Raw genomic sequence first — 25,465 nt, 5'->3', positions numbered from 1 at the left:
TGGAGTGACCCACCCGTACCTCGCAGGACCGCGTCCCCGCGCCTTCGCCCACCGCGGCTGGCATGTCGACGACCTCAGTGGGATGGAGAACTCCCTGAGCTCCTTCCGACGTGCCGTGCAGGAGGGCTACCGCTACATCGAGACCGATGTCCACGCCACGGCCGATGGAGAGGTCGTGGTCCACCACGACCTCACGCTGGATCGCACCACGGACGGACACGGCGTCGTGTCCGAGCTGCCGTGGACCGAGGTGAGGATGGCCCGCGTGGGCGGACGAGAGCCCATCGCACGGCTGGCGGACGTGCTGGAGGAGCTTCCCGACACGTTCTTCAACATCGACGTCAAGACCGACAAGGCGGTCGAGCCGATCCTCGCGTTGCTGAGGAAGGCCAAGGCGTTGCACCGGGTGTGTCTGGCGAGCTTCTCGGACAACCGGCTGGCGCGGCTGCGACGACGCGGCGGGCCCGGACTGCTGACGTCCATGGGACCCCGGTCGGCGGGAGCGCTGTGGGCCGCCGGGCGGATCCCCTTCGCCGGACTGGCCGTGCGCGGGCAGGTGGCACAGGTGCCGGTCAACCAGGGACGGCTCAAGGTCGTCGACCGCAGGTTCGTCCAGGCCGCACATCGCAGGGACCTCGAGGTGCACGTCTGGACCATCGACGACGAGGCCGACATGCGGGCGCTGCTCGACCTCGGCGTCGACGGACTCGTGACGGACAGGCCCGATGTGCTGCGCGAAGTACTCCGGTCGCGCGGCGCCTGGTAACAGGTTGGACAGTCGATCATTGGACGTGTCGGCGGACAAGTACAGTCCGCCGACATGAAGGTCAAGGGCGACGACGCCGCCGACGCCAAAACCGCCCGCCGCCGGGAACAACGCGGCTGGGTCTGGTACGACGTGGCGAACTCCGTGTTCCCCACGTCCGTGGTCACCGTTTTCTTCTCGCTGTACCTGACGACCATCGCCAAGAACGCCGCCAAAGCCGACGCCGCGCTCAACGGAACGAACGCGTGCGCCAACGACAGCGCGTTCGACCACTGCGACGTCTCGCTCCTCGGACTGCAGTTCCCCGCCGGCTCCCTGTGGGGCTACCTGCTCTCGGTGGCCACGGTGATCCAGGTCGTCGTGCTGCCCGTCATGGGCGCCATCGCGGACCGGACCCAGAACAAGAAGAAGATGCTCGCCGCCTTCGCCTTCACCGGATCCGCCGCCACCGTGGCACTCGCCGCCGTGGAAGGGACCAACTGGAAACTCGGCGTGCTGCTGTTCGTCATCGCGAACATCTGTTATGGCGCCAGCGTCGTCGTCTACTACGCGTTCCTCCCCGAAATCGCCACCCCGGACGAGCGCGACGGCGTGTCCAGCCGCGGATGGGCCTACGGCTACCTCGGTGGCGGTGTGGCGCTGGCGATCCAGCTCGGCATCACCCTGTCCGCCGACTCCCTCGGCATCACCTCCGGCGACGCGGCCCGCATCGCGTTCGTCATCTCCGGCGTGTGGTGGGCCGCGTTCACGTTCATCCCCCTCACGCGACTCACCGAACACCAGTCCCCGCACGGCCGCGAACACGGCGCCTCGGTGCTGTCGGCCGGGTTCAAGGAACTCGGCGCGACCCTCAGGCAGGCCAAGGCCTTCCCGCTCACACTGGCGTTCCTCGGCACGTACCTGATCTACACCGACGGCATCGCGACCGTGGCCAACGTGTCGGCCCAGTACGGCAGCGTCGAGCTGAAGTTCGAACAGCAGACGCTCATCACCGTCATCCTGATCGTCCAGTTCGTCGCGTTCATCGGCGGCGTGCTGCACGGATTCGTCGCCAAGCGCGTCGGCGCCAAGAAGACGATCCTCGGTTCCCTCGTCGTGTGGATCGTCGTCATCACCGCGGCGTTCTTCGTCAAGTCGGGCGACGAGATGCAGTTCTACCTCGTCGCCGCGGGCATCGGCATCGTGCTCGGCGGCACGAACGCCCTGTCCCGCAGCCTGTTCAGCCAGATGGTGCCGCCCGGCCGCGAAGCCCAGTACTTCTCCCTCTACGAGGTCGGCGAGCGGTCCACCAGCTGGCTCGGGCCGCTGGTCTTCGCCGGCGTCGGCCAGGCGACCGGCAGCCTGCGGCCCGCCATCCTCGCGCTGATCATCTTCTTCGTCGCCGGGTTCGTCCTGCTGATCTTCGTACCCGTCCGGCGGGCCATCAAGGCCGTCGGCAACGCCGAACCGACGCTCGTCTGACCCTCACGACACCCGCGGTCGCGCCGACGGTTTCCGCACCGGCGCGACCGCGCACAGCACGAGCAACACCGCCAACGGCAGCACGATCACGAGCACCTCTCCCCCGACGAGCAGGAACGCCAGCGGCGCCAGCTGCAGCAGCGCGAACAACGACACCGCGCGCCCCAGCACGAAATCCCCGCGCACGAACGCCACCACCCGCACGACCACCGTGATCAACGCGATCGCCAGCAGCCCCGTGCCCGTCGCGAACCCGCCGAGCACACCGAGCAGCAACGCTCCCCCACCCCACCACAGCAGCCTGCGCGCGGGCGGTGTCGGCGCCTCCCGGTGGAAACCCAGGCACAGACACAGGAACGTCACGATGCCCGGCAGCTGGAACAGCACCCACAGGACCACGTGGCCACCCGTCTGCGCGAGCGTGGCCACGGTCAGCACCACCGGAGCGAACGCCGCGATCTTCGCCGGCGTCCGCCTCCCGTTCAGCAGCGCCGCGAACGCCACGATCGGCGCCAGCTCCAGCAGCCGCCACCAGCTGATCGGCTGTGCCCACTCCGGGTTGCCGTACGCGACGGACAAGTTCGTGATCGCCGCCCCCGCGTAGAACACGCCGAGCAGCAGCCCGATCATCCCCAGCACGCGCACGACCTCACCGCGCCACATCACCCTGGCGGGCACGCTCGTCAGCGCCGCACCGGCCGCCAGGTGCGTGCGCACCGCGAGCCCGAGGATCGCCCCGGTCTCACCCCACCCCGGCCAGCTGTGCTCCAGATCGAGGTCGTCCGTGCGGTCGGCCAGGAAGATCCCGACCATCTCCTCCTCGCGGTCCTGCCGGTACCACTTCGGTAGCACCCGCAACAGCCACCGGTACCGGCGCTCCAGATTGCTCATGCCCTGCTCGTCCACGGCTGGACGCCCCTCCCCCTCAGCACCGCCGACGCCGCCCGCACGTTCGCGCTGAGCCGCGCCACCTCGGCCTGCAACGCCCGCACACCGGAGTCGGTGAGCTTGTAGTAGCGCCGCAGACGGCCCTGGTGCACCTCTTCACGGTCGCGCTCGGCGAGCCCGTCCGCCACCAACCGGTCCAGGACGCCGTACAGCGTGCCCACGCGCAGCACCATGCGCCCCTCGGACAGCTGCTCGACCGCCTGCACGATCGCGTAGCCGTGCAACGGCTCCTCCGCGAGCGCGGTGAGCACGAGGAACGCCTGCTCGGACATGACCCGACCACTCATGTCCTTGAATATATCGCGCCCCGAGTTATATCGGGAAGCGGGACGATCGGAGTGGGTTCCTTTTAGTCTGCACTGAAATTATCGAGGCTACTGTCCATGAATCGACCACCTCCGGGTGATGATCACGGTCGCCGTTCGCGGGACGGCCCGGATCAGTCGACACTGAAGTCTTCGTCGATGCCGAAACAAGACGATGTTTCGACGGAGTGCGCAGCGGCAACATCCAGCCAACGGAGCAGCGGCTCACACGGAGGGACGGAGGATGGACAGGGATACGCCGTGGGGATTCAAGTTGATCAGGAGCCAGGCACTAGGGTGACCCGCCGTGGACGCCCTTCCCGATCCGACAGATGCCCTTTCCGCCGTACCTGTCGCGGGTTCCCGGCGCTCGACGCCGGTGGTGGGGCACCTCAAGTTCTTCTTCGGCCCCATGGACTGCGGCAAGTCGACGCTCGCACTGCAGATCGACCACAACAACTCGCGTCAGGGCCGGCGCGGGCTGCTGCTGGTGCGGCACGACAGGTCGGGACGCGCGCAGATCTCGAGCCGGATCGGCATCACGCGCGAGGCCGTGGAGATCCGCGACGACGATCTCCGCCGGCTCGTGCGCGCGGAGTGGGCCGAGGGCAGGCGGGTGGACTACCTGATCGTCGACGAGGCGCAGTTCCTCACGCCCGAGCAGGTGGAGCAGCTGGCGGAGCTCGCGGACGACGTCCAGGTCGACGTGTACTGCTTCGGGCTCGCCACGGACTTCCGCGGCGAGCTGTTCCCCGGCTCCCAGCGGCTGTTCGAACTGGCCGACGAGCTGAAGGCGATCCAGGTCGAGGTCCTGTGCTGGTGCGGGGTGCCGGGACGGTTCAACGCGCGGGTGCGGGCCGGACGGGTGATCCGGGCCGGAGACACGGTCCTGGTCGCGGACACGGTTTCGGATACGGAACAGCACCGATCGGGTACAGAGAGCAACGGTGTAACCGATGCCACGGAAACTACTGTGCGTTATCAGGTGCTCTGCAGGCGTCACTTCCGGTTGGGTGACCTAGGCCCTGACGTCGCACAAAGTGGTCAGCTCCGGCTGGCATAGCCGGTTACACACGGCCGCCGCTAGGCCATTAGAGTGACGCATGAGCCCAGTAGCTTGATAACGCGTCACGATCCTGTGGCGATCGCATCCATTAGTAGGAAGCCTTCGTTGACGAGTGAACGACGTCACTGTGGGCGACCATGAGAGCGAACCGGAAACAAACGGAGCAATCCGGGCGTTGCACACGGTGAGCAAGAAGCCTGGGCCCCGGCCCTGAGCCGAGCGAAAGGACACCGCCATGGCCGACCGCGTTTTGCGTGGAAGCCGGCTCGGAGCAGTCAGCTACGAGACCGACCGCAATCACGATCTCGCTCCGCGCCGGGCAGCGCGGTACGCCTGCCCCAAGGGACACGACTTCGAGGTCCCGTTCTCCGACGACGCCGAGTTGCCGCCGACCTGGGAATGCCGCCTCCACGGCACCGAGTCGAAGATCATCGACGGCGTCGAGCCGGAGGTGAAGAAGGTCAAGCCGCCGCGCACGCACTGGGACATGCTCCTGGAGCGCCGGTCGATCCCCGAGCTCGAGGAGCTGCTCGACGAGCGCCTCGAAGAGCTGCGCGGACGCCGTACCCGCACGGCCTGATCTCTCGCAGACGCTTCAAGCCGTCCCGGTCTGGTTCCGGGGCGGCTTTTTGCGCGCCCTCTCACGCCTTCCGCGTCTCGCGCACCAGGTTGCGACCCCACCACACGCCGCAGGCCGCGAGCGCCGCCCAGATCGCCAGCGCCACCACCGACCGCGGTGATCCGAGGTCGCTCAGCGCGTCCCCCAGCACCGCCGCGAGCACGGTCGACGGCACCAGGCCCAGCGCCGTGCCGAGCGCGAAGTGCCGGGCCCTGACGGACGTGACGCCCGCGCCGTAGTTGGCCAGCGTGAACGGCAGCACGGGCAGCAGCCTGAGCACGAGCGTCGCCTCGACGCCACGCCGCGCGAAGACCTCCTCCAGGGTGTGCAGCCGCTTCCCCAGCCACGGGGCCACCGCGTCCCTGCCGAGCCGGCGCGCGACCACGAACGCGATCAGCGCGCCCGCCGTGAACCCCGCGATCGCCAGCGCACTCCCCCACCCGACGCCGAACAACAGCCCCGCCGCCGTGGCGAGGACCGGTTTCGGGAAGAACACCGCGGTGCCGAGCGCGCAGACGGTCAGGAAGACCGCTGGGGCCGCGTTTCCCGCGTCGTCGACGAGCTCCCGCAGTCTCGCACCGTCCGGGACGTCCACGAGCTGGGCCAGCACGGCGAGCACGACGACGAGGAGCACCAACAACACCAGGCCCACCCGTCGCATCAGTCCAACGTACCCGGCAAGCTGGAGCGCATGACTGTCGCGCTGCCGTCCGGTGAGACGATCCCCGCACTCGGCATGGGCACCTGGATGATGGCCGAGTCCCCTTCCCGGCGTGCCGAGGAGATCGCGGCGCTGCGGGCGGGCCTCGACCTCGGGCTGACGTTGATCGACACCGCCGAGATGTACGGCTCCGGTGCCGCCGAGTCGCTCGTGGGCGAGGCCGTGCGCGGCCGCCGCGACGAGGTGTTCCTGGTGTCGAAGGTGCTGCCGTCCAACGCCTCCGCCGCCGGGACCGTGCGCGCGTGCGAGGCGAGCCTGCGCCGGCTGGGCACCGACCGCCTCGACCTGTACCTGCTGCACTGGCGCGGGAGCGTGCCGCTGGCGCGGACGGTGGAGGCGTTCGCGGGGCTGCAGGAGGCGGGCAAGATCCGGCACTGGGGCGTCAGCAACTTCGACCTGGCGGACGTGCGCGAGCTGGCCGGGCTGCCGGGTTTCTGCCAGACCAACCAGATCCTCTACAACCTGTCCCGGCGCGGCCCAGAGCACGACCTGCTGCCGTGGCACGCCTCGGCCGGGATGCCGATCATGGCCTACTCCCCCGTCGAACAGGGCCGCCTGCTGGACTCGCCGGTGCTGGCGGAGGTCGCGCGCCGGCACGACGCCACGCCCGCCCAGGTGGCGCTGGCGTGGGTGCTGAGGCTGCCGCACGTGAACGCGATCCCCAAGGCGGGAACGGTCGAGCACGTCCGGGACAACGCCGCGGCGCTGTCGTTGCGACTGTCCTCAGAGGACTTCGCGGACCTGGACCGCGCGTTCCCTCCCCCGTCGGGCCCCGAGCCGCTCGCCATGCTCTGACCGCGGCCTCACATCCGGTCCGGTAGCATCGGCCGGTCTTGCCAACCAGACACGAGGAAGCGAGGTGAGCGACACATGCCAGGCGACAGTAGCCCGCGCAGGTCTTTTCACCTCGCACGCTCCAGTTCTGGCGTGTGACGCACACCCCTGACCAAGGGGAGTCACACGATGCACGTCTTCGACATGACGCTGCGCATCGCCGAGAGCATGGGCCTCGGCGCGTTGATCGGTTTCGAGAGGCAGTACCGCTCGCGCATGGCGGGCCTGCGCACCAACGCCCTGGTGGCGGTGGGGGCCGCGCTCTTCGTCCTGCTGTCCGCCCAGGGTTTCGACGGCCAGGGCGACCCCACGCGGGTCGCCGCCCAGGTGGTGTCCGGCATCGGTTTCCTGGGCGCGGGCGTGATCCTGCGCGACGGCCTGTCGGTACGCGGACTGAACACCGCGGCCACGCTGTGGTGCGCGGCCGCGGTGGGCTCGCTGGCGGGCGCCGGCCTGCACGTGGTGGCAGCGGCCGGCACCGTCGCGATCATCGCGGTCAACGTGGGCCTGCGAGAGCTGGGCCGCGCCGTCGACCGCAAGGACACCTAACGGGGCTGGTAGGTCAGGCAGTTCGCGTGGTGGTCGCCTTCGCCCTGACCGACCCGCACGCTCTGTGCCGTGCACTCCAGCGAGGAGTTGTGCACGCAGTCGGTGCGGGAACAGGCGCCCACCTGCGCGATCACCTTGTCCAGGCCCCCCTTCGTGCCCAGCGGGATGAACGTGCCGCAGTCGGCCGCCCCGTTGTCGCCGCGCACGGTGATCGCGAAGGCGTGGCAGCCGTCGTGGTTGTAGGAGCAGTCGTGCACGGTGCAATCGTGGACGGCGGGCATCGCCGGGTTCTCGAGAGTGGTCATGTCCGCTCCTGCCGTGGTGGGAAAGGTTCGGTGATTCGGACGATGCCACCACGGCAGAAGGCCCGCAATTCGAAAGGAATTAGGCGAGCCTATCCTTTCGTGAATCAGGAAATGTCATTTCCGATCGGTTTCGCCGGACCGGATCACCCGTGGTCCAGGACGCGGCGCAGGAACCGTCGCGTGCGTTCCTCCTGCGGGTCGCCGATCACCTGCGCGGCGCTCCCCCGCTCCACGATCACGCCGCCGTCGAGGAACAGCACCTGGTCGGCCACGTGCTCGGCGAACCGGATCTCGTGCGTCACGATCACGGTCGTCCAGCCCTGCGCGGCCAGGTCCTTGATCACCGCCAGCACCTCCCCCACCAGCTCGGGGTCCAGCGCGGACGTGGGCTCGTCGAACAGCACCACGCGCGGTTTCAACGCCAGCGCGCGGGCGATCCCGACGCGTTGCTGCTGCCCGCCGGAGAGCTGATGGGGATACGAGTCGGCGCGGTCGGCCAGGCCGACCTGGTCCAGCAGGACCCGCGCTTCCGCCACGACCTCGTCGACCGGGCGTTTCTGCGCCACGACCGGGCCCTCGATGAGGTTTTGCAGGACCGTGCGGTGTGGGAACAGGTTGTGCGACTGGAAGACCATGCCGCTTTGCGCGCGCAGGCGCTGGCTTGCCGCTCGGCCTGCTTTGCCCGGCGGCAGGGTCGCGAAGTCGACCGACACCTCGTCGATGCGGATCACGCCGCGGTCGGGGGTGTCGAGGACGTTGAGCGAGCGCAGCACGGTGGTCTTGCCGGAGCCGGACGGGCCCAGCAGCACGGTGGAGGTGCCGCGCGGGACGGTGAAGTCGATGCCGCGCAGGACGTCCAGGGTGCCGAAGGACTTGTGCAGGCCGGTGACCTCGATGCGGGTGTCGGTCATGCGATCACGTACCTGTTCAGCCTGGTCTCCAGTCGTTTCTGGCCCGCGGACAGGGCCACGCAGATCAGCCAGTAGTAGAGGCCCGCGAAGGAGTAGAGGGCGAGGAACTCGTTGCTCTCGGCGGCGGCCAGCTGGGATTCGCGGAAGAGTTCGGTCAGCAGCACCACCGAGCCCAGCGACGTGTCCTTCAGCAGCGACAGCAGCGTGTTGGACAGCGGGGGCACGGCGGTGCGGGCGGCCTGGGGCAGCACGATGCGGCGCAGGCTCTGCGCGTAGCCGAAGCCGATGGTGGCGGCCGCCTCGAACTGGCCGCGTGGCACGGACAGGATGGCCGAGCGGACCACCTCGGCCGCGTAGCCGGCGACGTTGAGCGAGAACGCGACGACGGCGGCGGTGAAGGGCGGGAACTTCAGGCCGATCTGCGGCAGGCCGTAGAAGACGATGAACAGCTGCAGCAGCAGCGGGGTGCCGCGGATGATCGAGATGAACGCTCTGGCCAGGCCGGACAGGACGCGGTACGGGGAAATGCGGGCCAGGGCCACGAGCAGTGCCAGGATCAGGCCGATCGTGAACGACAGGGCCGTCAGCGGGATGGTGACCTTCACCAGGCCCACGAACATCGGCCACGCGGTGGAGCGCAGGACGTCCCACGTGCTGCGCCGGCCGCGGCCCTGCGACAGGTCGGCGGTGCCACCGTCCTCAACGGACACGTCGGCTTTGAAGTACTTCTGGGAGATCGTGCGCAGCGTGCCGTCGGCGCGCAGAGCGTCGATCGCCTGGTTCGCCTGGGACAGCAGGGAAGCGTCGGTCTTGCGAAGTGCGAGGACCTGGACGCTGCCAGCCTGGCCCGCGTCGCCCGCGATCTCGACGTCCTTCGAGCCGGTCGTGGCGAGGTAGTCGAGGACGGCGATGTTGTCGTTGACGATCGCGTCGACGCGGCCCTGGGCGAGCAGGGCTGCGGCCTGGGCGAAGCCTTCGACGGCCTCGACGGTGGCGCCTGCGTCGCGGGCGACCTTCGCCCAGTTGCTGGTGCTGGACTGGGCGGTGGTCCTGCCGCGCAGGTCGGCGATCGAGTTGATGCGCGTGTCGCCGGTGCGGCGGACGATCACGCCGCGCGAGTGGGTGTACGGGGTGGAGAGGCCGTACTTGGCTGCCCGTTCCTCGTTGCGCGACACCTGGTTCGCGACCAGGTCGATGCGGCTCGCGTCGAGCGCGGGGAAGATCGCGTCCCACTGCGTCTCGACGAACTCCAGGCGCCAGCCCGCCTTCGCGGCGATCGCCTTGACGACCTCGATGTCGTAGCCGGTCAGTTCGGCGGTCTGGGGGTCGTGGAACGAGAACGGCGGATAGGTGCCCTCGGTGCCGACTCTGACCACCGGCTGTTGCGCTGTCGCGGGTGCGGGAACGACGATCAACAACAGCAGGAGCAGCACCGCGCCCCTGATCACTTGTCGCATTCGGGCAGGGTAGAGCGAACAGGGCGGGTGGCGCTGATGATCCACTGGGTGAGACACGGGGGTTCGGCATGGCAACGGTCACGACGGGCGACGGGCAGCTGGTGTCCTATGTGGACCACGGCGGTGACGGCCCGGCGGTTGTGCTGCTGCACAGCTTTCTGATGGACGTCACGATGTGGGCGCCGCAGGTCGAGGTGTTCGGAAAGGACTACCGGCTGATCGCGATCGACGAGCGCGGTCACGGTGCGACGCCCGCGAACGGGCCGTTCGACTACTGGGACGTGGCCGGGGACGCACTCGCGGTGCTCGACGCGCTCGGCGTCGAGAGTGCCGCAGTGATCGGGACCAGTCAGGGCGGGTTCGTCGCGCTCAGGACGGCGTTGCTGGCGCCGGAACGGGTCAGGGCGCTCGCGGTGCTGGGCACCTCGGCCGAGCCGGAGGACGAGCAGGTCGCCGCCGCGTACGACCAGCTCACCGAGGTGTGGATCGCGCAGGGGCCGGAGACGGTGATCGAGGCGACCGCCAAGATCTGCCTGGGCGAGTACGACGCGTCGGAGTGGACGCCGAAGTGGAGCGCCGTCGAGCCCGACCGGCTGCGGCTGATCGCAAAAGCCCTGGTCAGCCGCGACGGTGTGCTGGAGCGCGCCGGCGAGATCACCGCGCCCGCGCTCGTGCTGCACGGCACGGCCGATCTCGCCTACCCCGTCGCGAAGGCCGAGGCGCTCGTCGCCGCGTTGCCCGAGGCGGAGCTGGTCACGATCGACGGTGGCGCGCACTTCCTCAGCCTCACCCACGCCGACGACGTGAACCCGCACCTGGCGCGGTTCCTCAGCGCACACCTCTGACGGCCCACGCCCTGGCGGTCAGCTCGATCGGGCCGTCCTGCGGCAGACGCGAGCGGAGCAGGTCGCGGATCGCCGCGAGCTGCTCCGCGGGGAGCGTCGCGGCGTAGGCGGGTGCCGCGCCGGTGCCGCCCTCGAACGGTTCCCAGAAGTCGGCGAAGTCGCGGAACACGGTGGGCACGACGATGCCCGTCACCTCGACGTCGCGCAGACCCGCGCCGGCCCAGAACGTGCGCAACGGATCGGGGTCGCTCACCTCGCCGAAGCGCAGGCCCTCGTCGTGGGACGCCGCGGCGGGGTCGACGTCCTTCGCGGCGTCCCAGAACAGGCGCATCATCTGCATGCCGCTCGTGTAGTCCCACAGGTAGGAGCCCACGTACGGGGCCACACGGGCGAACTCCGCGACCGCGCGGGCCACATCGGGGACGAACGTGAGCACGAGGCCGCTCACCACGACGTCGGCGGTGCGGTCGCCCAGGTCGACGGCGGTACCGACCTCGAACGTCGCGCCGGGCACCCGTTGCCGGGCCAGGTCGAGGAACGCCGCGGACGGGTCGACGCCGACGACCGAGGCGGGCTCGGCGTGCGCCAGCACCGTCTCGGTCAGCGCGCCGGTGCCGCAGCCGACGTCCAGCCAGCGGCGGCCCGGCGGCACGTCGAGCCAGCGCAGGAACTCCCGCGCGACCGGCCGGCTCCACCGGCCCACATAGCGTTCGTACGCGTCACCGCCGTCCCACATGCGGTGCAAGCTAGCGCAGCTGACGGAACCCCGCTCGGACCTCTTCGGCGAGGATCTGCGGTTGTTCCCACGCCGCGAAGTGACCGCCCTTGGCGACCCGGTTGTAGTGGATCAGGTTCGGGTAGGCGCGCTCGGCCCAGCTGCGCGGTGCCTGGTAGACCTCCTCGGGGAAGACGCTGACGGCGACCGGCAGCGTGACGCCCTTGGCGGCGATCACCGAGTACTTGCTCTCCCAGTACAGGCGCGCGGCGGAGATCGCGGTGTTCGTCAGCCAGTACAGCGACACGTTCTCGACGATGTCCTGCCGGGTGAGCCCTTCGCGGTGCCCGTCGAACGCCCTGACGATCTGCGCGAGGCTCGCGAGGTTGTGGTCGATCATGAACGACGCCAGCCCGGCCGGGGAGTCCGCGAACCCGCTGAGCGTCTGCGGGCGCAGGCCCATCATCCGCGCGTAGGCCTGTCCCTTGCTGTAGCGGAAGAGCACGTCCTGCCACGCCTTGAGCTCGTCGCCCTGCAGGCCGGGCGGTTGCGGGCCGCCGGCGCGGGCGGCGTTGTCGATGTCGACGGGGACGGCGCCGGGCAGGTTGGTGTGCACGCCGAGCAGTCCGGCGGGCTTGCGCAGTGCCATGAGGTCGACGATCAGCGCGCCCCAGTCGCCGCCCTGCGCGACGTACCGGTCGTAGCCCAGGCGCTTCATCAGCTCGATCCACGTCCCGGCGATGCGGTCGGGGCCCCAGCCGGTGGTGGTGGGCTTGCCGGAGAAGCCGTAGCCGGGCATGGACGGGATGACGAGGTGGAAGGCGTCCTCGGCCTTGCCGCCGTGCGCGGTCGGGTCGGTCAGCGGTCCGATGATCTTGAGCTGTTCGATGACCGAGCCGGGCCAGCCGTGCGACACGAGCAGCGGCAAGGCGTTGTCGTGCTTCGAGCGGACGTGGACGAAGTGGATGTCCAGGCCGTCGATCTCGGTCATGAACTGCGGCAGCGCGTTGAGCTTGGCTTCCGTGGTGCGCCAGTCGTACTCGTGCGCCCAGTAGCGGGCGAGCGCCTTCACGGTCTTCTGTGGCGGCCCCTGGGAGAGGTCGGCGACGAGCTCCGCGTCGGGCCAGCGGGTGGCGAGAACGCGGCGGCGCATCTCGGCCACGTCCCGCTCCGGGATGCGGACGCGGAACGGCCGGATGTCGCTGCTCGCCTGCGCTGGGCTCGTCCTGAGCAGGCCGAACGTGAGCGCTGCTGCGGCGGAGGCGGACAGGAAACTGCGGCGGGACGGCTCGGTGGACACGGTTTCCGACCGTAGGGACGCGGTCTCGAACCTCGCGAGCGTCGGGTGACGGCGGTCCGGTACGTCATCGGGAATAACCGGGGTACAGTCCGGTTAGAGATGATGACACGTCAACTAGTCAGGTCGGGTGTGCTGTGAAGATCGCTGTTCTCGGTGCGGGCCACGTGGGTCCCGTCGTCGCGCGCCTCGCGCTGGCGGCGGGCTACCCGGTCGCCATCGCGGGCTCGGGCGATCCGGCGCGGATCGCGATGATCACCGAGTTCCTCGCGCCGGGAGCGGTGCCGCTGTCGGCCTCGGACGCCGTGGCCGACGCGGACCTGGTCGTGCTGGCGATCCCGTGGCACCGGTTCGGCACGCTCGAACCGGGGATGTTCGCGGGCAAGGTCGTCGTCGACGCCATGAACCACTGGCCGCCCGCCGCGCAGCCGTTGGGCACGTCCGAAGAGGTGGCCGCGCGGTTGGTGGGCGCGCACGTCGTCAAAACCCTCAACCACATCGCTTATCAGGACATGGAACCGCCGAACGGCCGCGCCGTCGGGCTGGCCGGCGACGACGCCGCGGCGGTGGACGTCGTGTCGGAGTTCTTGCGCCGCATCGGTTTCGAGCCGGTGCCGGTGGGCCCGCTGGCCGCGGGACGCCTGCTGGAACCGGGCAGCCCGGTGTTCGGCGTCGCCGTCCGCCGCCCGGAATTCGAGCAGTTCGCGAAGGAGCAGTCATGACCACGTTCGGACTCGACACGTTCGGCGACGTCACCCACGACGCCTCGGGCACGCCGCTGACGCACGCCCAGACCATCCGCGACGTCGTCGAGCAGGGCGTGCTCGCCGACCAGGTGGGCCTCGACTTCTTCGGCATCGGCGAGCACCACACCCCGGACATGCCGCTGTCGGCGGCCGACGTGGTGCTGGCCGCGATCGCCGCCAGAACCTCCCGCATCCACCTGGGTTCGGCCGTGACGGTGCTCAGCTCGGACGACCCGGTGCGCGTGTTCCAGCGCTTCTCGACGCTGAACGCGGTGTCCGGCGGCCGCGCCGAGGTCATCCTGGGCCGCGGGTCCAGTGTGGACTCGTTCCCGCTGTTCGGCTACGACCTCGCCGACTACGAGGACCTGTTCGAGGAGAAGACACATCTCTTCGCCGAGCTGCTGAAGGGCGGCCCGGTGACGTGGCAGGGCAAGACCCGCGCGTCGCTGCACGAGCAGGACGTCGTGCCGTTCACCGAGCCGTTCCCGACGTGGATCGGCGTGGGCGGCAGCCCGCAGTCCGTCGTCCGCGCGGCCTCCTACGGCTTCTCGCTGATGCTCGCGATCATCGGCGGCCACCCCGGCCGCTTCGCCCCGTTCTCCGAGCTCTACCTGCACGCGCTGGAGAAGTTCGGCCGCTCGCCGCTGCCGATCGGCATCCACTCCCCCGGCCACGTCGCGCCGACCGACGAGCAGGCGCGCGAGGAGTTCTGGCCGCACTACCTCGACGTGATCACGCGGCTCGGGAAGACGCGCGGGTTCGCCACGCCGACCCCGCAGTCGTACGCGCACGAGGTGGGGCCGCACGGCGCGCTGTTCGTGGGGTCGCCGGAGACTGTCGCGGAGAAGATGGCTCGGACGATGAAGACGTTGAAGGCCAGCCGGTTCGACCTGAAGTACGGGATCGGCGGGCTGTCGCACGGGTCGTTGATGCGGACGATCGAGCTGTACGGGACCGAGGTGGTGCCGCGGGTGCGCGACCTGCTCGCCTGACGTCGTTCGTCACTTCTTCGAGGCCGCGATCTCGCACTCCTTCGCGTGTTCCAGGCCGAGCGTGATCGACGCGGCGTCGTTGTTGGGCCCGCCGAGCGCGTACGTGACGATCTCGGCGCCGGGCTCGTTGTGCACCTCGACGTAGCGGACCCCCTTGTCGCGCAGGCACTGCACGACGCGGTTGGCGAAGTCGACGGCCTCCGGGTTGTTGACGTCCTTCTCCCACGGGGGCAGCGGGTTCTTGGACTCGCACGCCTTCCGCGCCTTGTCCTCCTCTGCCTTGGGCGGCACCGTTCCGGACTGGCGGGCCCTGACCTGGCTCTGCTTGTCCATGCCGAACTGGGCCAGGCACCGGTCGTAGGCGTTGTACAGGGCCTCGAGGTCCTCCGGGGTCATGTCGATGCGTTCGCGCGGGCGTTGTTCCTGGGCCGCGGACGTCGGGGCGGCGCTGCTGCCGGGGGTCGAGAGGGAGGCGACCTGGGGTGGTGCGCCGGGAGAGGTGCAGGCCGTCAGGAGGAACAGCAGGGCCAGGGTGGCCTTCTTCATCGGGGATTTTCCTTTCGTCACGCGGAGAGCGCCTGGGTCGGGGTGAGGCGGGCGGCGCGGATGGAGGGGTAGAGGCCGGCGGCGGCGCCCACGACGAACGCGGCCAGCACGCCGGAAGCCAGCACCGGCAGGGGGATGATCACCGGCCAGCGGTGCAGGGTGGCGTAGCCGGTGACGCCGAGGGCGCCCAGGGCGGTGCCTGCCAGGCCGCCCAGGCCCGAGAGCAGGATCGCCTCGGTCAGGAACTGGGCCCGGATGTGGCCGCGGGTGGCGCCGAGGGCTCGGCGCAGGCCTATTTCGCTGCGGCGTTCCAGGACGGAGATCACCATGGTGTTCGCCACGCCGACCCCGCCCACGAGCAGGGCGACGCCCGCGAGGCCGAGGAACAGGGCGCTGTAGGAGTTCTGGGTGGCTCGTTTGGCGGCCAGGGCGTCGGACGGGCGGCTGACCTGGACCAGGCCCGGGATTTCGCCGTGCAGGGTCGCGGGGAGGACGGCTCGGACGTCCTCAATGGACTCCTCGCGGGCCTTGACGTAGACGACGGTCGGGTGGCCGTCGAAGCCGAGCTGGGTGCGGGCCGCGTCCCAGCCGACGAGCACCGATCGGTCGAGGTCCGGGGCCAGTGGCAGGGGGGCGAGCACGCCGACGACGGTGAACCAGCGGTCGCCGACGAACACGGCGGGGTTGTCGCCGAGGTGGCCGATGCCGAGCCGGGACGCGGCGACGTGGCCCAGGACCACGGACGGGAAGTCGGGGCGGGGCAGGAACTCGCCGCTGGCCACGCGGCCGTTCACGGTGTCGAGGAGGTCGGGAGTGGTGGCCAGGACCGTGATGTCGGAGCTGTGGCCGGGGTCGAGCAGGTCGTTGCGGCGGACGCGGGTGTGGGTGTTGGCGACGGCCGCGGCGGCGGTGACCGGGCCGATGCGACCGACCATCGCGACCGAGGCTTCGGGGAGGAGCACCGGGTTGTCCTGGCGCGGGACGGGCTGGGCGCGCAGGAGGTTGGTGCCGAGCGCGGTCAGTTCGTCGAGGAGGGCCTGCTGGCTGGAGGCGGGGATGCCGGTGACCACGACGACGGTGGCGACGCCGAGGGCGATGCCCAGGGCGGACAGGGCGGCGCGCAGTCTGCGGGTGCGGACGCCGAGCGAGCCGAGGGAGATCAGGTCGGCGAACGAGAGGCGGCTCATCGGGTGGTCCTGCGGATCTGGAGCGGGAACTGGGCGGTGGTCTCGGGGTCCTGCCCGGTGTCGGCGACGATCCGTCCGTCTCTCAACTCCACGCGGCGTGGGAGCGATGCGGCGATGTCGCGGTCGTGGGTGATCAGGGCGATGGTCGTGCCCTGCCGGTTCAGTTCGCGCAGCAGGTCCAGCACCGCCTGGCCGTTGGCGGTGTCGAGGGCGCCGGTCGGTTCGTCGGCCAGTACCAGCGCCGGGTTGTTCACCACGGCGCGGGCGATGGCGACGCGCTGGCGTTCGCCGCCGGACAACTGCTGGGGGGCGGTGGTCGGTGCGGTGGCCGAGGCCGACGCGGTCCAGCGCCTCCACGGCCAGCGCTCGCCGGTCCTTGCGGCGCACGCCGGCGTAGAGCAGGCCGGTGGCGACGTTCTCGGTGGCGGTCAGGGCGTCGGAGAGGTGGAACTGCTGGAACACGAACCCGAGCCTGCTGCCGCGCAGCGCCGACAGGCTGCGGTCGGGCAGTGACGAGACGTCCTGGCCGTCGATCTCCACCGTGCCCGACGACGGCAGGTCCAGAGTGCCGATCAGGTGCAGCAGGGTCGACTTGCCGGAGCCGGACGGGCCGACGATCGCGAGCAACTCCCCCGCGCTGACCTGCAGCGAGACGTCGGCCAACGCCGTGACGCCGCCGGGATAGTGCTTGCTCACCGACCGCAGCGCGAGCACCGGGGTCATTGGGCGGTCACCACTTCGAGGCCGTCGGTGATGCCGTCGCCGGAGATCTCGACCTTGTCCTGTGAGTACAGGCCGGTCTGCACCGCCTTGAGCGCACCGCCGGGCAGCTGGACGGCGTAGCCGCCCTCCTTCAGCGCGATCAGCGCGGCCAGGGGCACGGTCAGCACGCCGATGCGGCTCTCGGTGGTGAACTTCAGGCGCACCGGTGCGGTGTCGAGGTCGGCGACGTCGGCCGGGTTGTCCGGGGTGACCGTAACGTCGATCTTGGGGCCGCCACCGTTCTCGGACGCCGGCGCGTTGTTCACCGACGTGACCTTGCCGGGGACCTCGCGGGAGTCGGGGCGCACGATCGTCACCGGCATGTCCGCCTTGACCGTCCCGGCCTCGGACACCAGGACCTGCATGGTGATCAGACGGGTGGTCGGGGTGATCTCGAACAGCTCCTCGCTCGCCGGGGCGCCGAGCTGGGCCTTGACGGTGGCGACGCGCATCGGGCGGTCCAGGACGAGGACGCGGCCCGGCTGCAGCACGCCGTTCTGCTCGACGCCGAGGGCTTTCTGCCACTTCTTCAGCGCGTCGATCACCTTGGGCGTGAGCTCGGCTTTCGCGGCGTCGCGAGGGCGGGTGCCGACCTGGTGGCCGAGTGCGGCGAGGTTGTCCATCACCACGGCGACGTCGGAGCCCTTGAGGCCGGGGGTGTCGAGGGCGCGGAACAGCGGGGTGGCGCCGAAGAACACGACCACCGGCTGGTCGTCCACCCGGTAGAGCTCCTTGCCCAGCTCGGTGACCTGGCCGGGGGCCGGCAGCTTCGTGACGGTGCCGGTGCCGCCCTTGACCGGCCTGGCCGCGCCGAAGCCGAGGTTGGCCTGCAGCACGCGGGTGTTGGCGAGGTCGCCTCGCCGCACGGTCGTGGTCTTCACCGCGGGTGGCCCGGCCGCGGCGGGCTCGTCGGGTCTGCCGCGCACCAGCAGCACGGTGACGGTGGCGGCGACGACCACGACGAGCAGTGTGGCCGCGATGACTGTCCTGCGCATGCCGTGGATCTTGATCAGGGGTTGTGAGGATCCTGTGACGAACCGGTGATCGCCGCGAGGGCGTCCGTATCCTCGCCCCCGTGAGCGCTCTCATCCTGGTGGCCGAGGACGACGAGAACCAGGCCGAGCTGGTGCGCCGGTACCTGGAGCAGGACCACCACCGCGTGGTCGTGGTCCACGACGGACGGGACGCGCTGGACGTCGTTCGCGCCGAGCGGCCCGAGCTGGTGGTGCTCGACCTGATGCTGCCGGGGCTGGGCGGGCTGGACGTCTGCCGTGCGTTGCGGGCGGAGTCGGACGTGCTGGTGCTGATGCTGACGGCGCGGTCCACCGAGGACGACCTGCTGCACGGGCTGGGGATCGGCGCGGACGACTACATGACCAAGCCGTTCAGCCCGCGTGAGCTGGTGGCGCGGGTGCGGACGTTGTTGCGGCGCCGTCCGTCCGCGCGGCCGGTGCCGCTGCTGCGGGTCGGGCCGATCGTGGTGGACCCGGTGCGGCACGAGGTGACGGTGCGCGGGGAGCCGGTCGAGTGCACGCCAGGTGAGTTCGGGTTGCTGGAGGTGCTCGCGTCCGAGGTGAACCGGGTGTTCACGCGCGAGCAGCTGCTGGCGCGCATGCACGGTTTCGACAGCTATCTCACCGCGCGGACGATCGACACGCATGTGAAGAACCTGCGCCGCAAGATCGAGGCCGATTCGCGGGCGCCGGAGCACCTCGTCACGGTGTACGGCATCGGCTACAAGCTCACCGCCGGTCGTGCCGATGCGTCGTAGCGTCTTCACGCGACTGCTCGTGGTCGTGGTGCTGATCGCGGTGTGCTCGATCGCCGCGACCGCGTGGCTCGCCACCCAGCTCACCAAGGCGTCGATCGCCCGCGAGCAGGGCAGGGAGCTGGCGTCGGACAACAGGATCTACGCTGCGCTGCTGCTCCACGCCACCACGCACCGCGACTGGTCCGAAGTGGACGGTCTGATCAGGTCGCTGGCCGGCGAGCTCCCGCACCGCCGGATCGTGCTGGTCACCAAGGACGGGCGGACGGTCGTCGACCAGGGTGGCGACGGTGGTGAGCTGCCCGCGACGGCCTCGGCGGTGGTGGACGCGCTGGCGGTCGACCCGGTGCTGGTGCCGGACGCGCCCGCGGACCGGATCGACAAGCGGGTGCTGGGGCCGTTCCGCACGCCGATCGACTTCCGCGAGCGCGAGGACCGGACCGGGTCGTTGTTCTGCCTGCGGATGGCGAAGAAGGAACAGACGCGGAAGGACTGCCGGGAGAACCAGCTGCCGTTCGACACCGCGGCGGACTTCTACGCGCTGCTGGATCTGGAGGACCTGGTCAACGCCTGTCTGGCGCGCAGGTCGCTGCCGCCGGTGGAACTGGATCCCGACTACACCCCGGCGACGAAGCAGACGTCGGGCGCGCCACCGCCGGACGAACCGGCGGTGGCGGCGTGCGTCGCGGCGTCGCGCAAGGAGCAGCTGGCGCAGTACGTGGCGCCGCCGGTGCTGCTGTACCTCACGAGCCCTTCGGGGACGCCGACGACCGCGATCTCGTTGTCGGGCAACGGCTGGCAGGTGGTGGGTGCGGCCGCGGCGGTGCTGCTGGCCGCGGTCGGCGTGGCGGCGTTCGCGGGTGCGCGGATCACGCGTCCGTTGCGGGCGTTGACGGCTGCCGCCCAGCACATGTCGGGCGGTAGCGACATTCCGCCGGTGCCGGTGCGCGGGCAGGACGAGATCGCCGGTCTGACCAGGGCGTTCAACACGATGGCCGCGAACAGGGCGCAGCTGGAGCAGGCGCGCAAGGCGATGGTCAGCGATGTCGCGCACGAACTGCGCACGCCGTTGAGCAACATCCGCGGGTGGCTGGAGGCGGCCGAGGACGGGGTGAGCGACCTCGACCCGGCGCTGGTCACGTTGCTGCTCAAGGAAGCTCTGGTGCTGCAGCACGTCGTGGACGACCTCCAGGACCTCGCGATCGCGGACGCCGGGTCGTTGCGGCTGACCGTCGAGCAGGTGTCCGTGCCGGCCGTGGTGGAGCAGGTCAGGGCAGCGCACGAGGCACGGGCCGCGCAGGCGGGGATCGCGCTGGCGGTGGCGGCGGAGGAGCTCGTGGTGGACGCGGACGCGGTGCGGTTGCGGCAGGTTCTCGACAACCTCGTCGCGAACGCGCTGCGCTACGTGCCTTCCGGCGGGTCGGTCACGGTCAGCGCGGCCGCGGACGGGCCTGACGCGGTGATCTCCGTGGCGGACACCGGTTCCGGCATCGCCGCGCAGGACCTGCCGCACGTGTTCGACAGGTTCTGGCGGGCGGACAAGTCACGAGCCCGCAGCACCGGCGGCAGCGGGCTGGGGCTCGCGATCGTGCGGAAGCTGGTCGAGGCGCACGGTGGCGCGGTCGGCGTGACGAGCACGCCGGGGCGGGGCACCACGTTCACCGTGCGCCTCCCGGTCACGGCGGCGGCAGCCGGCGCAGGGCGTGTTTGAGCACCTTGCCCGAGCCGGTGCGCGGCAGTTCGGCGACGACGTCGACGTGCACGGGGATCTTGTACTTCGCCAGGCGCGGCAGCAGGAAGTCGCGCAGCCCCGCCGCGTCGACCAGTGCACCAGGCCGCGGGCGGACGAAGGCGCGGCCGACCTCGCCCCACCGCTGGTCCGGTACCCCGACGACGGCGACCTCCGCGACACCGGGGTGGTCGGAGATCGCGTTCTCCACCTCGGCCGGGTAGACGTTCTCCCCGCCCGAGATGAACATGTCCTTCACCCGGTCGACGATGTAGAAGTAGCCCTCGTCGTCGAGCCGGCCGACGTCGCCGGTGCGGAACCAGCCGTCCTCGGTGAACGCGTTCGCGGTGGCGACCGGGTCGTTCCAGTAGCCGGGCGTGACGTTCGGGCCCTGGACCTCGATCTCACCCGTGTCCGCCAGCCGCACGTCGGCGAAGAACACCGGCACGCCCGCCGAACCGGCCTTGCGCACGCTGTCGGCCGCTTCCAGGAACGTGGCTCCCGGTGCGGTCTCGGTGAGGCCGTAGCCCTGGCAGAACACCAGGCCGCGGTCCTGGTAGGTGCGGATGACCGAGTCCGGGACCGGCGAGCCTCCGCACAGCAGCACCCGCAACGAGCTCAGGTCCGCGGCAGGCCACCGCGGGGAGGCCGCGAGGTCGGCGTACATCGTGGCGACGCCGAACATCCACGTCACCTGTTCCTTCTCGATCAGCTCGAGGCACGCCGTGACGTCCCAGCGCGGGGTGATCACGCTGCGGCCGCCCTTGACGAAGGTGGGCAGCAGCGTCTGGGTCAGCGCCGCCACGTGGAACAGCGGCGCCGCGACCAGCGCGGCCTCGTCGGCGGCGATGTCGACGCCGATCATCAGGTTGAACGTGTTCCACAGCAGGTTGGCGTGGCTGAGGACGGCGCCCTTGGGCCTGCCGGTGGTGCCGGAGGTGTAGAGGATCAGGGCGCTGTCCTCGATGGACACCGGCACGTCGAGCGGCTCGTCGGAGCCGCCCTCCAGCCAGGTTTCGTAGTCGTCGAGCGAGACGGTGGACGGGTGGTCGGACCGGAACTGCGGCGCGTGGACCAGGACGCGCGCGCCGCAGTCGGCGAGCTGGTAGTCGATCTCGGCGGTGGAGAGCCGGAAGTTCAGCGGGACGAAGATCGCGCCGAGCAGGTGCGCGGCGAACATCGTCTCGGCGAACGCGGGGTGGTTCGGGCCGAGGTAGGCGACCCGGTCGCCGTGGCGCACCCCGAGCTCTTCCAGGCGCCGCGCGAGTTTCGTGGTGCGCCGGGCCACCTCCTCGTAGGTGGTCGACGCGCCTTCGAACGTGAACGCCTCACGCCGGGGCGACATCCGTGCCCGGCGAGCCGGCCAGCTGCCCAGTCCCGCGTTCCGCACTCCGGTCTCCTGTCAGGCTCGTGCGGCTGGTCTCCCGGAGCGCGAGCGTGCACAGCACGGTCAGCAGGCAGAACGCCGCGAGGATGAACGAGATGGCCGTGGTGCCGGCCGAGGCTTGGACCTGCGCGAACAGCAGGGGTGCGAGGCCCGCGCCGAGCCCGGCGAGCTGGTAGCCCAGTGAGGCTCCGGTGTAGCGGCTGCCGGTGGAGAACAGCTCGCTGTACAGCGCCGCCAGCGGGCCGTACATCATGGGGTGCAGCACGGCCTGGCCGACGACCAGCGCGAGCACGATGAGTCCGTTGTCCACCAACGGGAACAGCGCGAACCCGAACGCCGCCATCAGCACGGCCCCGGCGAGCACGACGGGCCGCCTGCCGAACCGGTCAGAGACCGCCGACCAGCCCAGGATGCCGATCACGGCGAGTGCCGAGGACAGCGTGAGGGCGTTGAGGATCGCCTGCCTGCTGGTGCCGGCCTGCACTCCGTAGGCGAGGATGAACGTCGTCAGGGTGGACTGGGCGACGAAGGCCGACAGGCCCACGCCGACGCCGAGCAGCAACGTGCGCGGGTGGTTGCGCAGCACGTCCATCAACGGTGCCGAGGTGCGCTTCTTCTCCGCCTGGAACACCGGGGTCTCCTCGACCCTCATCCGCACGAACAGGCCGACGGCCAGCAGCACCAGGCTGATCAGGAACGGCACCCGCCAGCCCCACTGCAGGAACGCCTGCTCCCCCACCAGCGCGGCCGTGCCGGTGAGCGCGGCGGTGGACAGGACCATGCCGCAGGGCGCGCCCGCGTTGGTGAAGCTCGCCCACAGCCCGCGCCGGGAGGTGGCGTGTTCGGCGGACATGAGCACCGCGCCGCCCCACTCGCCGCCGACGGAGATGCCCTGCACGACGCGCAGGAGCACGAGCCCGGCCGGGGCGAGCCAGCCGACCTGGGCGTAGGTGGGCAGCAGGCCGATCAGGAAGCTCGCGACACCCATCAGGCTCATGGTGAGCACGAGCATCTTCTTGCGGCCCAGCAGGTCGCCGAAGTGTCCGAAGAGGACACCGCCGAGCGGGCGGGCGAGGTAGCCGGTGGCGAAGGTGCCGAAGCTCGCGATCGTGCCGACGAGCGGGTCGAGCGAGGAGAAGAAGACCTTGTTGAACACCACCGCGGACGCCGTGGCGTAGAGCAGGAAGTCGTAGTACTCGATGACGCTGCCGAGGAAGCTGGATGTGACGGCGCGGCGTAACTGCGTTGTTGACGCCATGGGTTTCACCTCACGTGTAGTGGCGGTAGATGGCCCGCGCGACGCACGCGGGCTTGTCCGTTCCCTCGATCTCGACCGTGAAGTCCACGGTCAGCTGAACGCCGTCGCCCTTGACGTCCTCCACGGACGCGACCTGGCCCTTGAGCCGGATCTTGGCGCCGACCGGTACCGGGGCGGGGAAGCGCACCTTCTCCAGTCCGTAGTTGATGCTCATGCGCACGCCGGAGACGTCGAGCAGTTCGGTCATCAGCGGGATGAGCAGGGCGAGCGTGAGGTAGCCGTGGGCGATCGTGCCCTTGAACGGGCCGGTGGCGGCGCGTTCGGGGTCGGTGTGGATCCACTGGTGGTCGTCGGTGGCGTCGGCGAAGGTGTTGACCCTGTTCTGGTCGATCTGCAACCAGTCGGTGTGGCCGAGGTCGGCGCCCGTCAGCGCTTTGAGCTCTTCGATTCCGTTGACGGTGGTGGTCATGCGTTCTCCTTGACGAGCCCGAGCAGGCGGGCGGCGTTGTGCTTGAGGATCTTGGGACGGACCTCGTCCTTGATGTCGATGGCGGCGAAGTCCTTCAGCCAGCGGTCCGGGGTGATCACCGGGTGGTCGGAGCCGAAGAGCACCTTGTCCTGCAGCACGGTGTTGGCGTAGCGGACGAGCTGCGGCGGGAAGTACTTCGGCGACCAGCCGGAGAGGTCGATGTGCACGAACGGTTTGTGCGTGGCGACCGCGAGCGCCTCGTCCTGCCAGGGGAACGACGGGTGCGCCAGCACGATCTTGAGGTACGGGAAGTCGACGGCGACGTCGTCGACGAGCATGGGGTTGGAGTGCCCCAGCCGGATCCCTCCGCCGCCGGGCACCCCGGCGCCGATGCCGGTCTGTCCACTGTGGAACAGCGCGGGTACGCCCAGCTCCTCGATCGCCTCGTAGAGCGGGTAGGCCATCCGGTCGTTCGGCGAGAAGTCCTGCAGGCTCGGGTGGAACTTGAAGCCGCGCACGCCGTGCTGCTCGACGAGCCTGCGGGCTTCCCGGACGGCCGCGCGGCCCTTCCACGGGTCGACGCTCGCGAACGGGATCAGCACGTCGGAGTGTTCCGCGCACTGCTCGGCGATCTCCTCGTTGCTGATGCGCGGGTGTCCGGTGGCGTGCTCGGCGTCGACGGTGAAGATCACCGCCGCCATCTTGCGCTCGCGGTAGACGGCCGCGGTTTCGGCGACCGTGGGCTGGCGGTGCCCGGCCTTGAAGTACTTGGCGGATGCCTCCATCAGCTCTCGGCTGAGCGAACTGTGGCCGTCGCAGGAGATCTCGGCGTGCGTGTGGACGTCGATCGCGGTCAGCTCGTCGATGTTCACGGCGCCACCGGGGCGGGGATGCCGTAGGTCTCGGGCGTGAAGCTGGGCAGCTTCTGCGCGATCTCCTCCGCGCTCCAGCCGCCGTCGGCGAACTCGACCTGCTTCTCGGCGGGGTGCGACCACAGGGCGAGCCGGTCGCCGCCGATGCCGATGGCCTGGCCGGTGACGCCCTTCGAGGCGTCCGACGCGAGGTAGACGATGAGGCCGGTGACGTCCTCGACGCTGCCGAGGCCCTCGTCGCGGCGCACCCAGGCGGGCAGTGGCGCGCCGGTGCGTTCGGACTCCTCGATCAGCGGCGCGAACGCGGGGATCGTCCTGGTCATCTCGGTGGCGGCGACCGGGACGACGGCGTTGACGTCGATGCCGGACTTCCCCAGTTCCATCGCCCAGGTACGGGCCATGGCGGCGATGCCGGCTTTCGCGGCGGAGTAGTTGGTCTGGCCGAAGTTGCCGCGCTGACCGGCGGGTGAGGAGATCAGCACGAGGCTGCCGCCGCTGCCCTGCTCGCGCATCCTGATCGCCGCCGCGCGGGCGCAGGTGAAGGTGCCGCGCAGGTGCACGTTGATCACGGCGTCGAACTCGTCGTCGCTCATCTTCCACAGCACGCGGTCGCGCAGGATGCCCGCGTTGGTGACCATGACGTCGAGCCGTCCGAACTCCTCGACGGCGGTGTCGACGAGCAGTTGCGCGGTCTCGCTGGATCCGACCGGCGCGATGACGGCCTTGCCGCCGATGCTCGCGGCGACCTCTTCGGCGGCGGCGTCCACGTCGTTCACGACGACCTGGGCCCCGTTGCGCGCCAGGGCCTCCGCGTAGGCGCGGCCCAGCCCGCGGCCGCTGCCGGTGACGATCGCGACCTTTCCCGACAGATCCATCCGACTTCGTCCTCTCGTTGGGAGTCACACCAACGTAAGGCATATTCGTGACGCTCGTCTAGATTCTGCCCAACA

General features: G+C 70.2%; 27 protein-coding genes and 1 pseudogene. 11 read left to right on the top strand and 17 right to left on the bottom strand.

Going from position 1 to position 25,465, the window contains the following annotated elements:
- Positions 1 to 4 precede the first annotated feature (4 nt).
- A complete protein-coding gene (locus IEZ09_RS00485) occupies positions 5 to 766 on the top strand; it encodes a glycerophosphodiester phosphodiesterase family protein (RefSeq protein WP_229812122.1) in 762 nt (253 codons plus the stop codon).
- Positions 767 to 820: 54 nt separating this feature from the next.
- Positions 821 to 2,227, top strand: a complete 1,407-nt coding sequence (locus tag IEZ09_RS00480; RefSeq protein ID WP_189251503.1) for an MFS transporter — start codon at positions 821 to 823, stop codon at positions 2,225 to 2,227.
- Between the two features lie 3 nt (positions 2,228 to 2,230).
- On the opposite strand, the gene IEZ09_RS00475 is transcribed toward IEZ09_RS00480, so the two are convergent.
- Both IEZ09_RS00475 and IEZ09_RS00470 read right to left on the bottom strand, forming a co-directional pair.
- The gene (locus IEZ09_RS00475) at positions 2,231 to 3,118 is read right to left on the bottom strand and encodes a hypothetical protein (protein WP_189251502.1); all 888 of its coding nucleotides are present in this window, start codon (positions 3,116 to 3,118) and stop codon (positions 2,231 to 2,233) included.
- Positions 3,115 to 3,462, bottom strand: a complete 348-nt coding sequence (locus tag IEZ09_RS00470; RefSeq protein ID WP_229812121.1) for a PadR family transcriptional regulator — start codon at positions 3,460 to 3,462, stop codon at positions 3,115 to 3,117. The genes IEZ09_RS00475 and IEZ09_RS00470 overlap by 4 nt, the downstream gene beginning before the upstream one ends.
- Positions 3,463 to 3,787: 325 nt before the next feature.
- On the opposite strand from IEZ09_RS00470, the gene IEZ09_RS00465 reads away from it, so the two are divergent.
- Together IEZ09_RS00465 and IEZ09_RS00460 are read left to right on the top strand one after the other, a co-directional pair.
- Positions 3,788 to 4,543, top strand: coding sequence for a thymidine kinase (locus IEZ09_RS00465; protein WP_189251501.1), 756 nt, complete (start codon positions 3,788 to 3,790; stop codon positions 4,541 to 4,543).
- A 238-nt stretch (positions 4,544 to 4,781) separates the two neighbouring features.
- Positions 4,782 to 5,126 carry an RNA polymerase-binding protein RbpA gene (locus IEZ09_RS00460; protein ID WP_030466135.1) on the top strand — a complete coding sequence of 115 codons (345 nt, stop codon included), beginning with the start codon at positions 4,782 to 4,784 and terminating at the stop codon, positions 5,124 to 5,126.
- Positions 5,127 to 5,187: 61 nt separating this feature from the next.
- Here IEZ09_RS00460 and IEZ09_RS00455 read toward each other — a convergent pair whose 3' ends face one another.
- Positions 5,188 to 5,826 (bottom strand): TVP38/TMEM64 family protein, encoded by a 639-nt coding sequence (locus IEZ09_RS00455; RefSeq protein ID WP_189251500.1) that lies wholly within the window; start codon positions 5,824 to 5,826, stop codon positions 5,188 to 5,190.
- 30 nt (positions 5,827 to 5,856) lie between these two features.
- On the opposite strand from IEZ09_RS00455, the gene IEZ09_RS00450 reads away from it, so the two are divergent.
- Together IEZ09_RS00450 and IEZ09_RS00445 are read left to right on the top strand one after the other, a co-directional pair.
- On the top strand, positions 5,857 to 6,681 hold the full coding sequence (locus IEZ09_RS00450; protein WP_189251499.1) for an aldo/keto reductase: 825 nt from the start codon (positions 5,857 to 5,859) through the stop codon (positions 6,679 to 6,681).
- Between the two features lie 168 nt (positions 6,682 to 6,849).
- Complete coding sequence (locus tag IEZ09_RS00445; RefSeq protein ID WP_229812120.1) at positions 6,850 to 7,269, top strand: MgtC/SapB family protein; 420 nt, start codon at positions 6,850 to 6,852, stop codon at positions 7,267 to 7,269.
- On the opposite strand, the gene IEZ09_RS00440 is transcribed toward IEZ09_RS00445, so the two are convergent.
- From IEZ09_RS00440 to IEZ09_RS00430, 3 genes are all read right to left on the bottom strand, one after another.
- Positions 7,266 to 7,574: a DUF1540 domain-containing protein gene (locus tag IEZ09_RS00440; protein WP_189251498.1), complete on the bottom strand. Its 309-nt coding sequence runs from the start codon at positions 7,572 to 7,574 to the stop codon at positions 7,266 to 7,268. The two genes, IEZ09_RS00445 and IEZ09_RS00440, sit on opposite strands and share 4 nt — an antisense overlap.
- A gap of 143 nt (positions 7,575 to 7,717) precedes the next feature.
- Positions 7,718 to 8,485 carry an amino acid ABC transporter ATP-binding protein gene (locus IEZ09_RS00435; protein ID WP_189251497.1) on the bottom strand — a complete coding sequence of 256 codons (768 nt, stop codon included), beginning with the start codon at positions 8,483 to 8,485 and terminating at the stop codon, positions 7,718 to 7,720.
- Positions 8,482 to 9,942 carry an ABC transporter substrate-binding protein/permease gene (locus tag IEZ09_RS00430; protein WP_189251496.1) on the bottom strand — a complete coding sequence of 487 codons (1,461 nt, stop codon included), beginning with the start codon at positions 9,940 to 9,942 and terminating at the stop codon, positions 8,482 to 8,484. Before IEZ09_RS00430 ends, IEZ09_RS00435 begins: the two co-directional genes overlap by 4 nt.
- A 68-nt stretch (positions 9,943 to 10,010) precedes the next feature.
- On the opposite strand from IEZ09_RS00430, the gene IEZ09_RS00425 reads away from it, so the two are divergent.
- Positions 10,011 to 10,787, top strand: coding sequence for an alpha/beta fold hydrolase (locus IEZ09_RS00425; RefSeq protein WP_189251495.1), 777 nt, complete (start codon positions 10,011 to 10,013; stop codon positions 10,785 to 10,787).
- Here IEZ09_RS00425 and IEZ09_RS00420 read toward each other — a convergent pair.
- The gene (locus IEZ09_RS00420; protein WP_189251494.1) at positions 10,771 to 11,523 is read right to left on the bottom strand and encodes a class I SAM-dependent methyltransferase; all 753 of its coding nucleotides are present in this window, start codon (positions 11,521 to 11,523) and stop codon (positions 10,771 to 10,773) included. The two genes, IEZ09_RS00425 and IEZ09_RS00420, sit on opposite strands and share 17 nt — an antisense overlap.
- Positions 11,524 to 11,533: 10 nt before the next feature.
- Complete coding sequence (locus IEZ09_RS47360; protein ID WP_189251493.1) at positions 11,534 to 12,802, bottom strand: epoxide hydrolase family protein; 1,269 nt, start codon at positions 12,800 to 12,802, stop codon at positions 11,534 to 11,536.
- Between the two features lie 134 nt (positions 12,803 to 12,936).
- On the opposite strand from IEZ09_RS47360, the gene IEZ09_RS00410 reads away from it, so the two are divergent.
- Both IEZ09_RS00410 and IEZ09_RS00405 read left to right on the top strand, forming a co-directional pair.
- A complete protein-coding gene (locus tag IEZ09_RS00410; protein WP_189251492.1) occupies positions 12,937 to 13,521 on the top strand; it encodes an NADPH-dependent F420 reductase in 585 nt (194 codons plus the stop codon).
- Entirely contained in the window at positions 13,518 to 14,537 is a 1,020-nt protein-coding gene (locus IEZ09_RS00405; protein ID WP_189251491.1) for an LLM class flavin-dependent oxidoreductase, read from the top strand. Before IEZ09_RS00410 ends, IEZ09_RS00405 begins: the two co-directional genes overlap by 4 nt.
- A 9-nt stretch (positions 14,538 to 14,546) precedes the next feature.
- Here IEZ09_RS00405 and IEZ09_RS00400 read toward each other — a convergent pair whose 3' ends face one another.
- From IEZ09_RS00400 to IEZ09_RS00385, 4 genes and pseudogenes are all read right to left on the bottom strand, one after another.
- Complete coding sequence (locus tag IEZ09_RS00400; protein ID WP_189251490.1) at positions 14,547 to 15,083, bottom strand: hypothetical protein; 537 nt, start codon at positions 15,081 to 15,083, stop codon at positions 14,547 to 14,549.
- Between the two features lie 17 nt (positions 15,084 to 15,100).
- Positions 15,101 to 16,270, bottom strand: coding sequence for an ABC transporter permease (locus IEZ09_RS00395; protein WP_189251489.1), 1,170 nt, complete (start codon positions 16,268 to 16,270; stop codon positions 15,101 to 15,103).
- A pseudogene (locus IEZ09_RS00390) lies at positions 16,267 to 16,993 on the bottom strand (ABC transporter ATP-binding protein). The gene IEZ09_RS00395 and the pseudogene IEZ09_RS00390 overlap by 4 nt, the downstream one beginning before the upstream one ends.
- Positions 16,990 to 18,027, bottom strand: a complete 1,038-nt coding sequence (locus tag IEZ09_RS00385) for an efflux RND transporter periplasmic adaptor subunit (RefSeq protein WP_189251488.1) — start codon at positions 18,025 to 18,027, stop codon at positions 16,990 to 16,992. The pseudogene IEZ09_RS00390 and the gene IEZ09_RS00385 overlap by 4 nt, the downstream one beginning before the upstream one ends.
- A gap of 80 nt (positions 18,028 to 18,107) precedes the next feature.
- On the opposite strand from IEZ09_RS00385, the gene IEZ09_RS00380 reads away from it, so the two are divergent.
- Positions 18,108 to 18,803 carry a response regulator transcription factor gene (locus IEZ09_RS00380; protein ID WP_189251487.1) on the top strand — a complete coding sequence of 232 codons (696 nt, stop codon included), beginning with the start codon at positions 18,108 to 18,110 and terminating at the stop codon, positions 18,801 to 18,803.
- Complete coding sequence (locus tag IEZ09_RS00375) at positions 18,793 to 20,511, top strand: HAMP domain-containing sensor histidine kinase (RefSeq protein ID WP_189251486.1); 1,719 nt, start codon at positions 18,793 to 18,795, stop codon at positions 20,509 to 20,511. Before IEZ09_RS00380 ends, IEZ09_RS00375 begins: the two co-directional genes overlap by 11 nt.
- Here IEZ09_RS00375 and IEZ09_RS00370 read toward each other — a convergent pair.
- From IEZ09_RS00370 to IEZ09_RS00350, 5 genes are read right to left on the bottom strand one after another with little or no spacing between them, the layout of a single operon-like run.
- On the bottom strand, positions 20,477 to 21,919 hold the full coding sequence (locus IEZ09_RS00370) for an acyl-CoA synthetase (RefSeq protein WP_189251485.1): 1,443 nt from the start codon (positions 21,917 to 21,919) through the stop codon (positions 20,477 to 20,479). The two genes, IEZ09_RS00375 and IEZ09_RS00370, sit on opposite strands and share 35 nt — an antisense overlap.
- Positions 21,858 to 23,174, bottom strand: a complete 1,317-nt coding sequence (locus tag IEZ09_RS00365; protein ID WP_189251484.1) for an MFS transporter — start codon at positions 23,172 to 23,174, stop codon at positions 21,858 to 21,860. The genes IEZ09_RS00370 and IEZ09_RS00365 overlap by 62 nt, the downstream gene beginning before the upstream one ends.
- A 10-nt stretch (positions 23,175 to 23,184) precedes the next feature.
- The gene (locus IEZ09_RS00360) at positions 23,185 to 23,643 is read right to left on the bottom strand and encodes a MaoC family dehydratase (protein ID WP_189251483.1); all 459 of its coding nucleotides are present in this window, start codon (positions 23,641 to 23,643) and stop codon (positions 23,185 to 23,187) included.
- Positions 23,640 to 24,515: an amidohydrolase family protein gene (locus IEZ09_RS00355; RefSeq protein WP_189251482.1), complete on the bottom strand. Its 876-nt coding sequence runs from the start codon at positions 24,513 to 24,515 to the stop codon at positions 23,640 to 23,642. The genes IEZ09_RS00360 and IEZ09_RS00355 overlap by 4 nt, the downstream gene beginning before the upstream one ends.
- Positions 24,512 to 25,390 carry an SDR family NAD(P)-dependent oxidoreductase gene (locus tag IEZ09_RS00350; protein ID WP_189251481.1) on the bottom strand — a complete coding sequence of 293 codons (879 nt, stop codon included), beginning with the start codon at positions 25,388 to 25,390 and terminating at the stop codon, positions 24,512 to 24,514. Before IEZ09_RS00350 ends, IEZ09_RS00355 begins: the two co-directional genes overlap by 4 nt.
- Positions 25,391 to 25,465 lie beyond the last annotated feature (75 nt).

This window comes from Lentzea flava (assembly GCF_014648475.1).
Lineage (GTDB): Bacteria > Actinomycetota > Actinomycetes > Mycobacteriales > Pseudonocardiaceae > Lentzea > Lentzea flava.
Note: the sequence above shows the minus strand (reverse complement) of the source record. Positions and strands in the feature narration are given on the sequence as shown.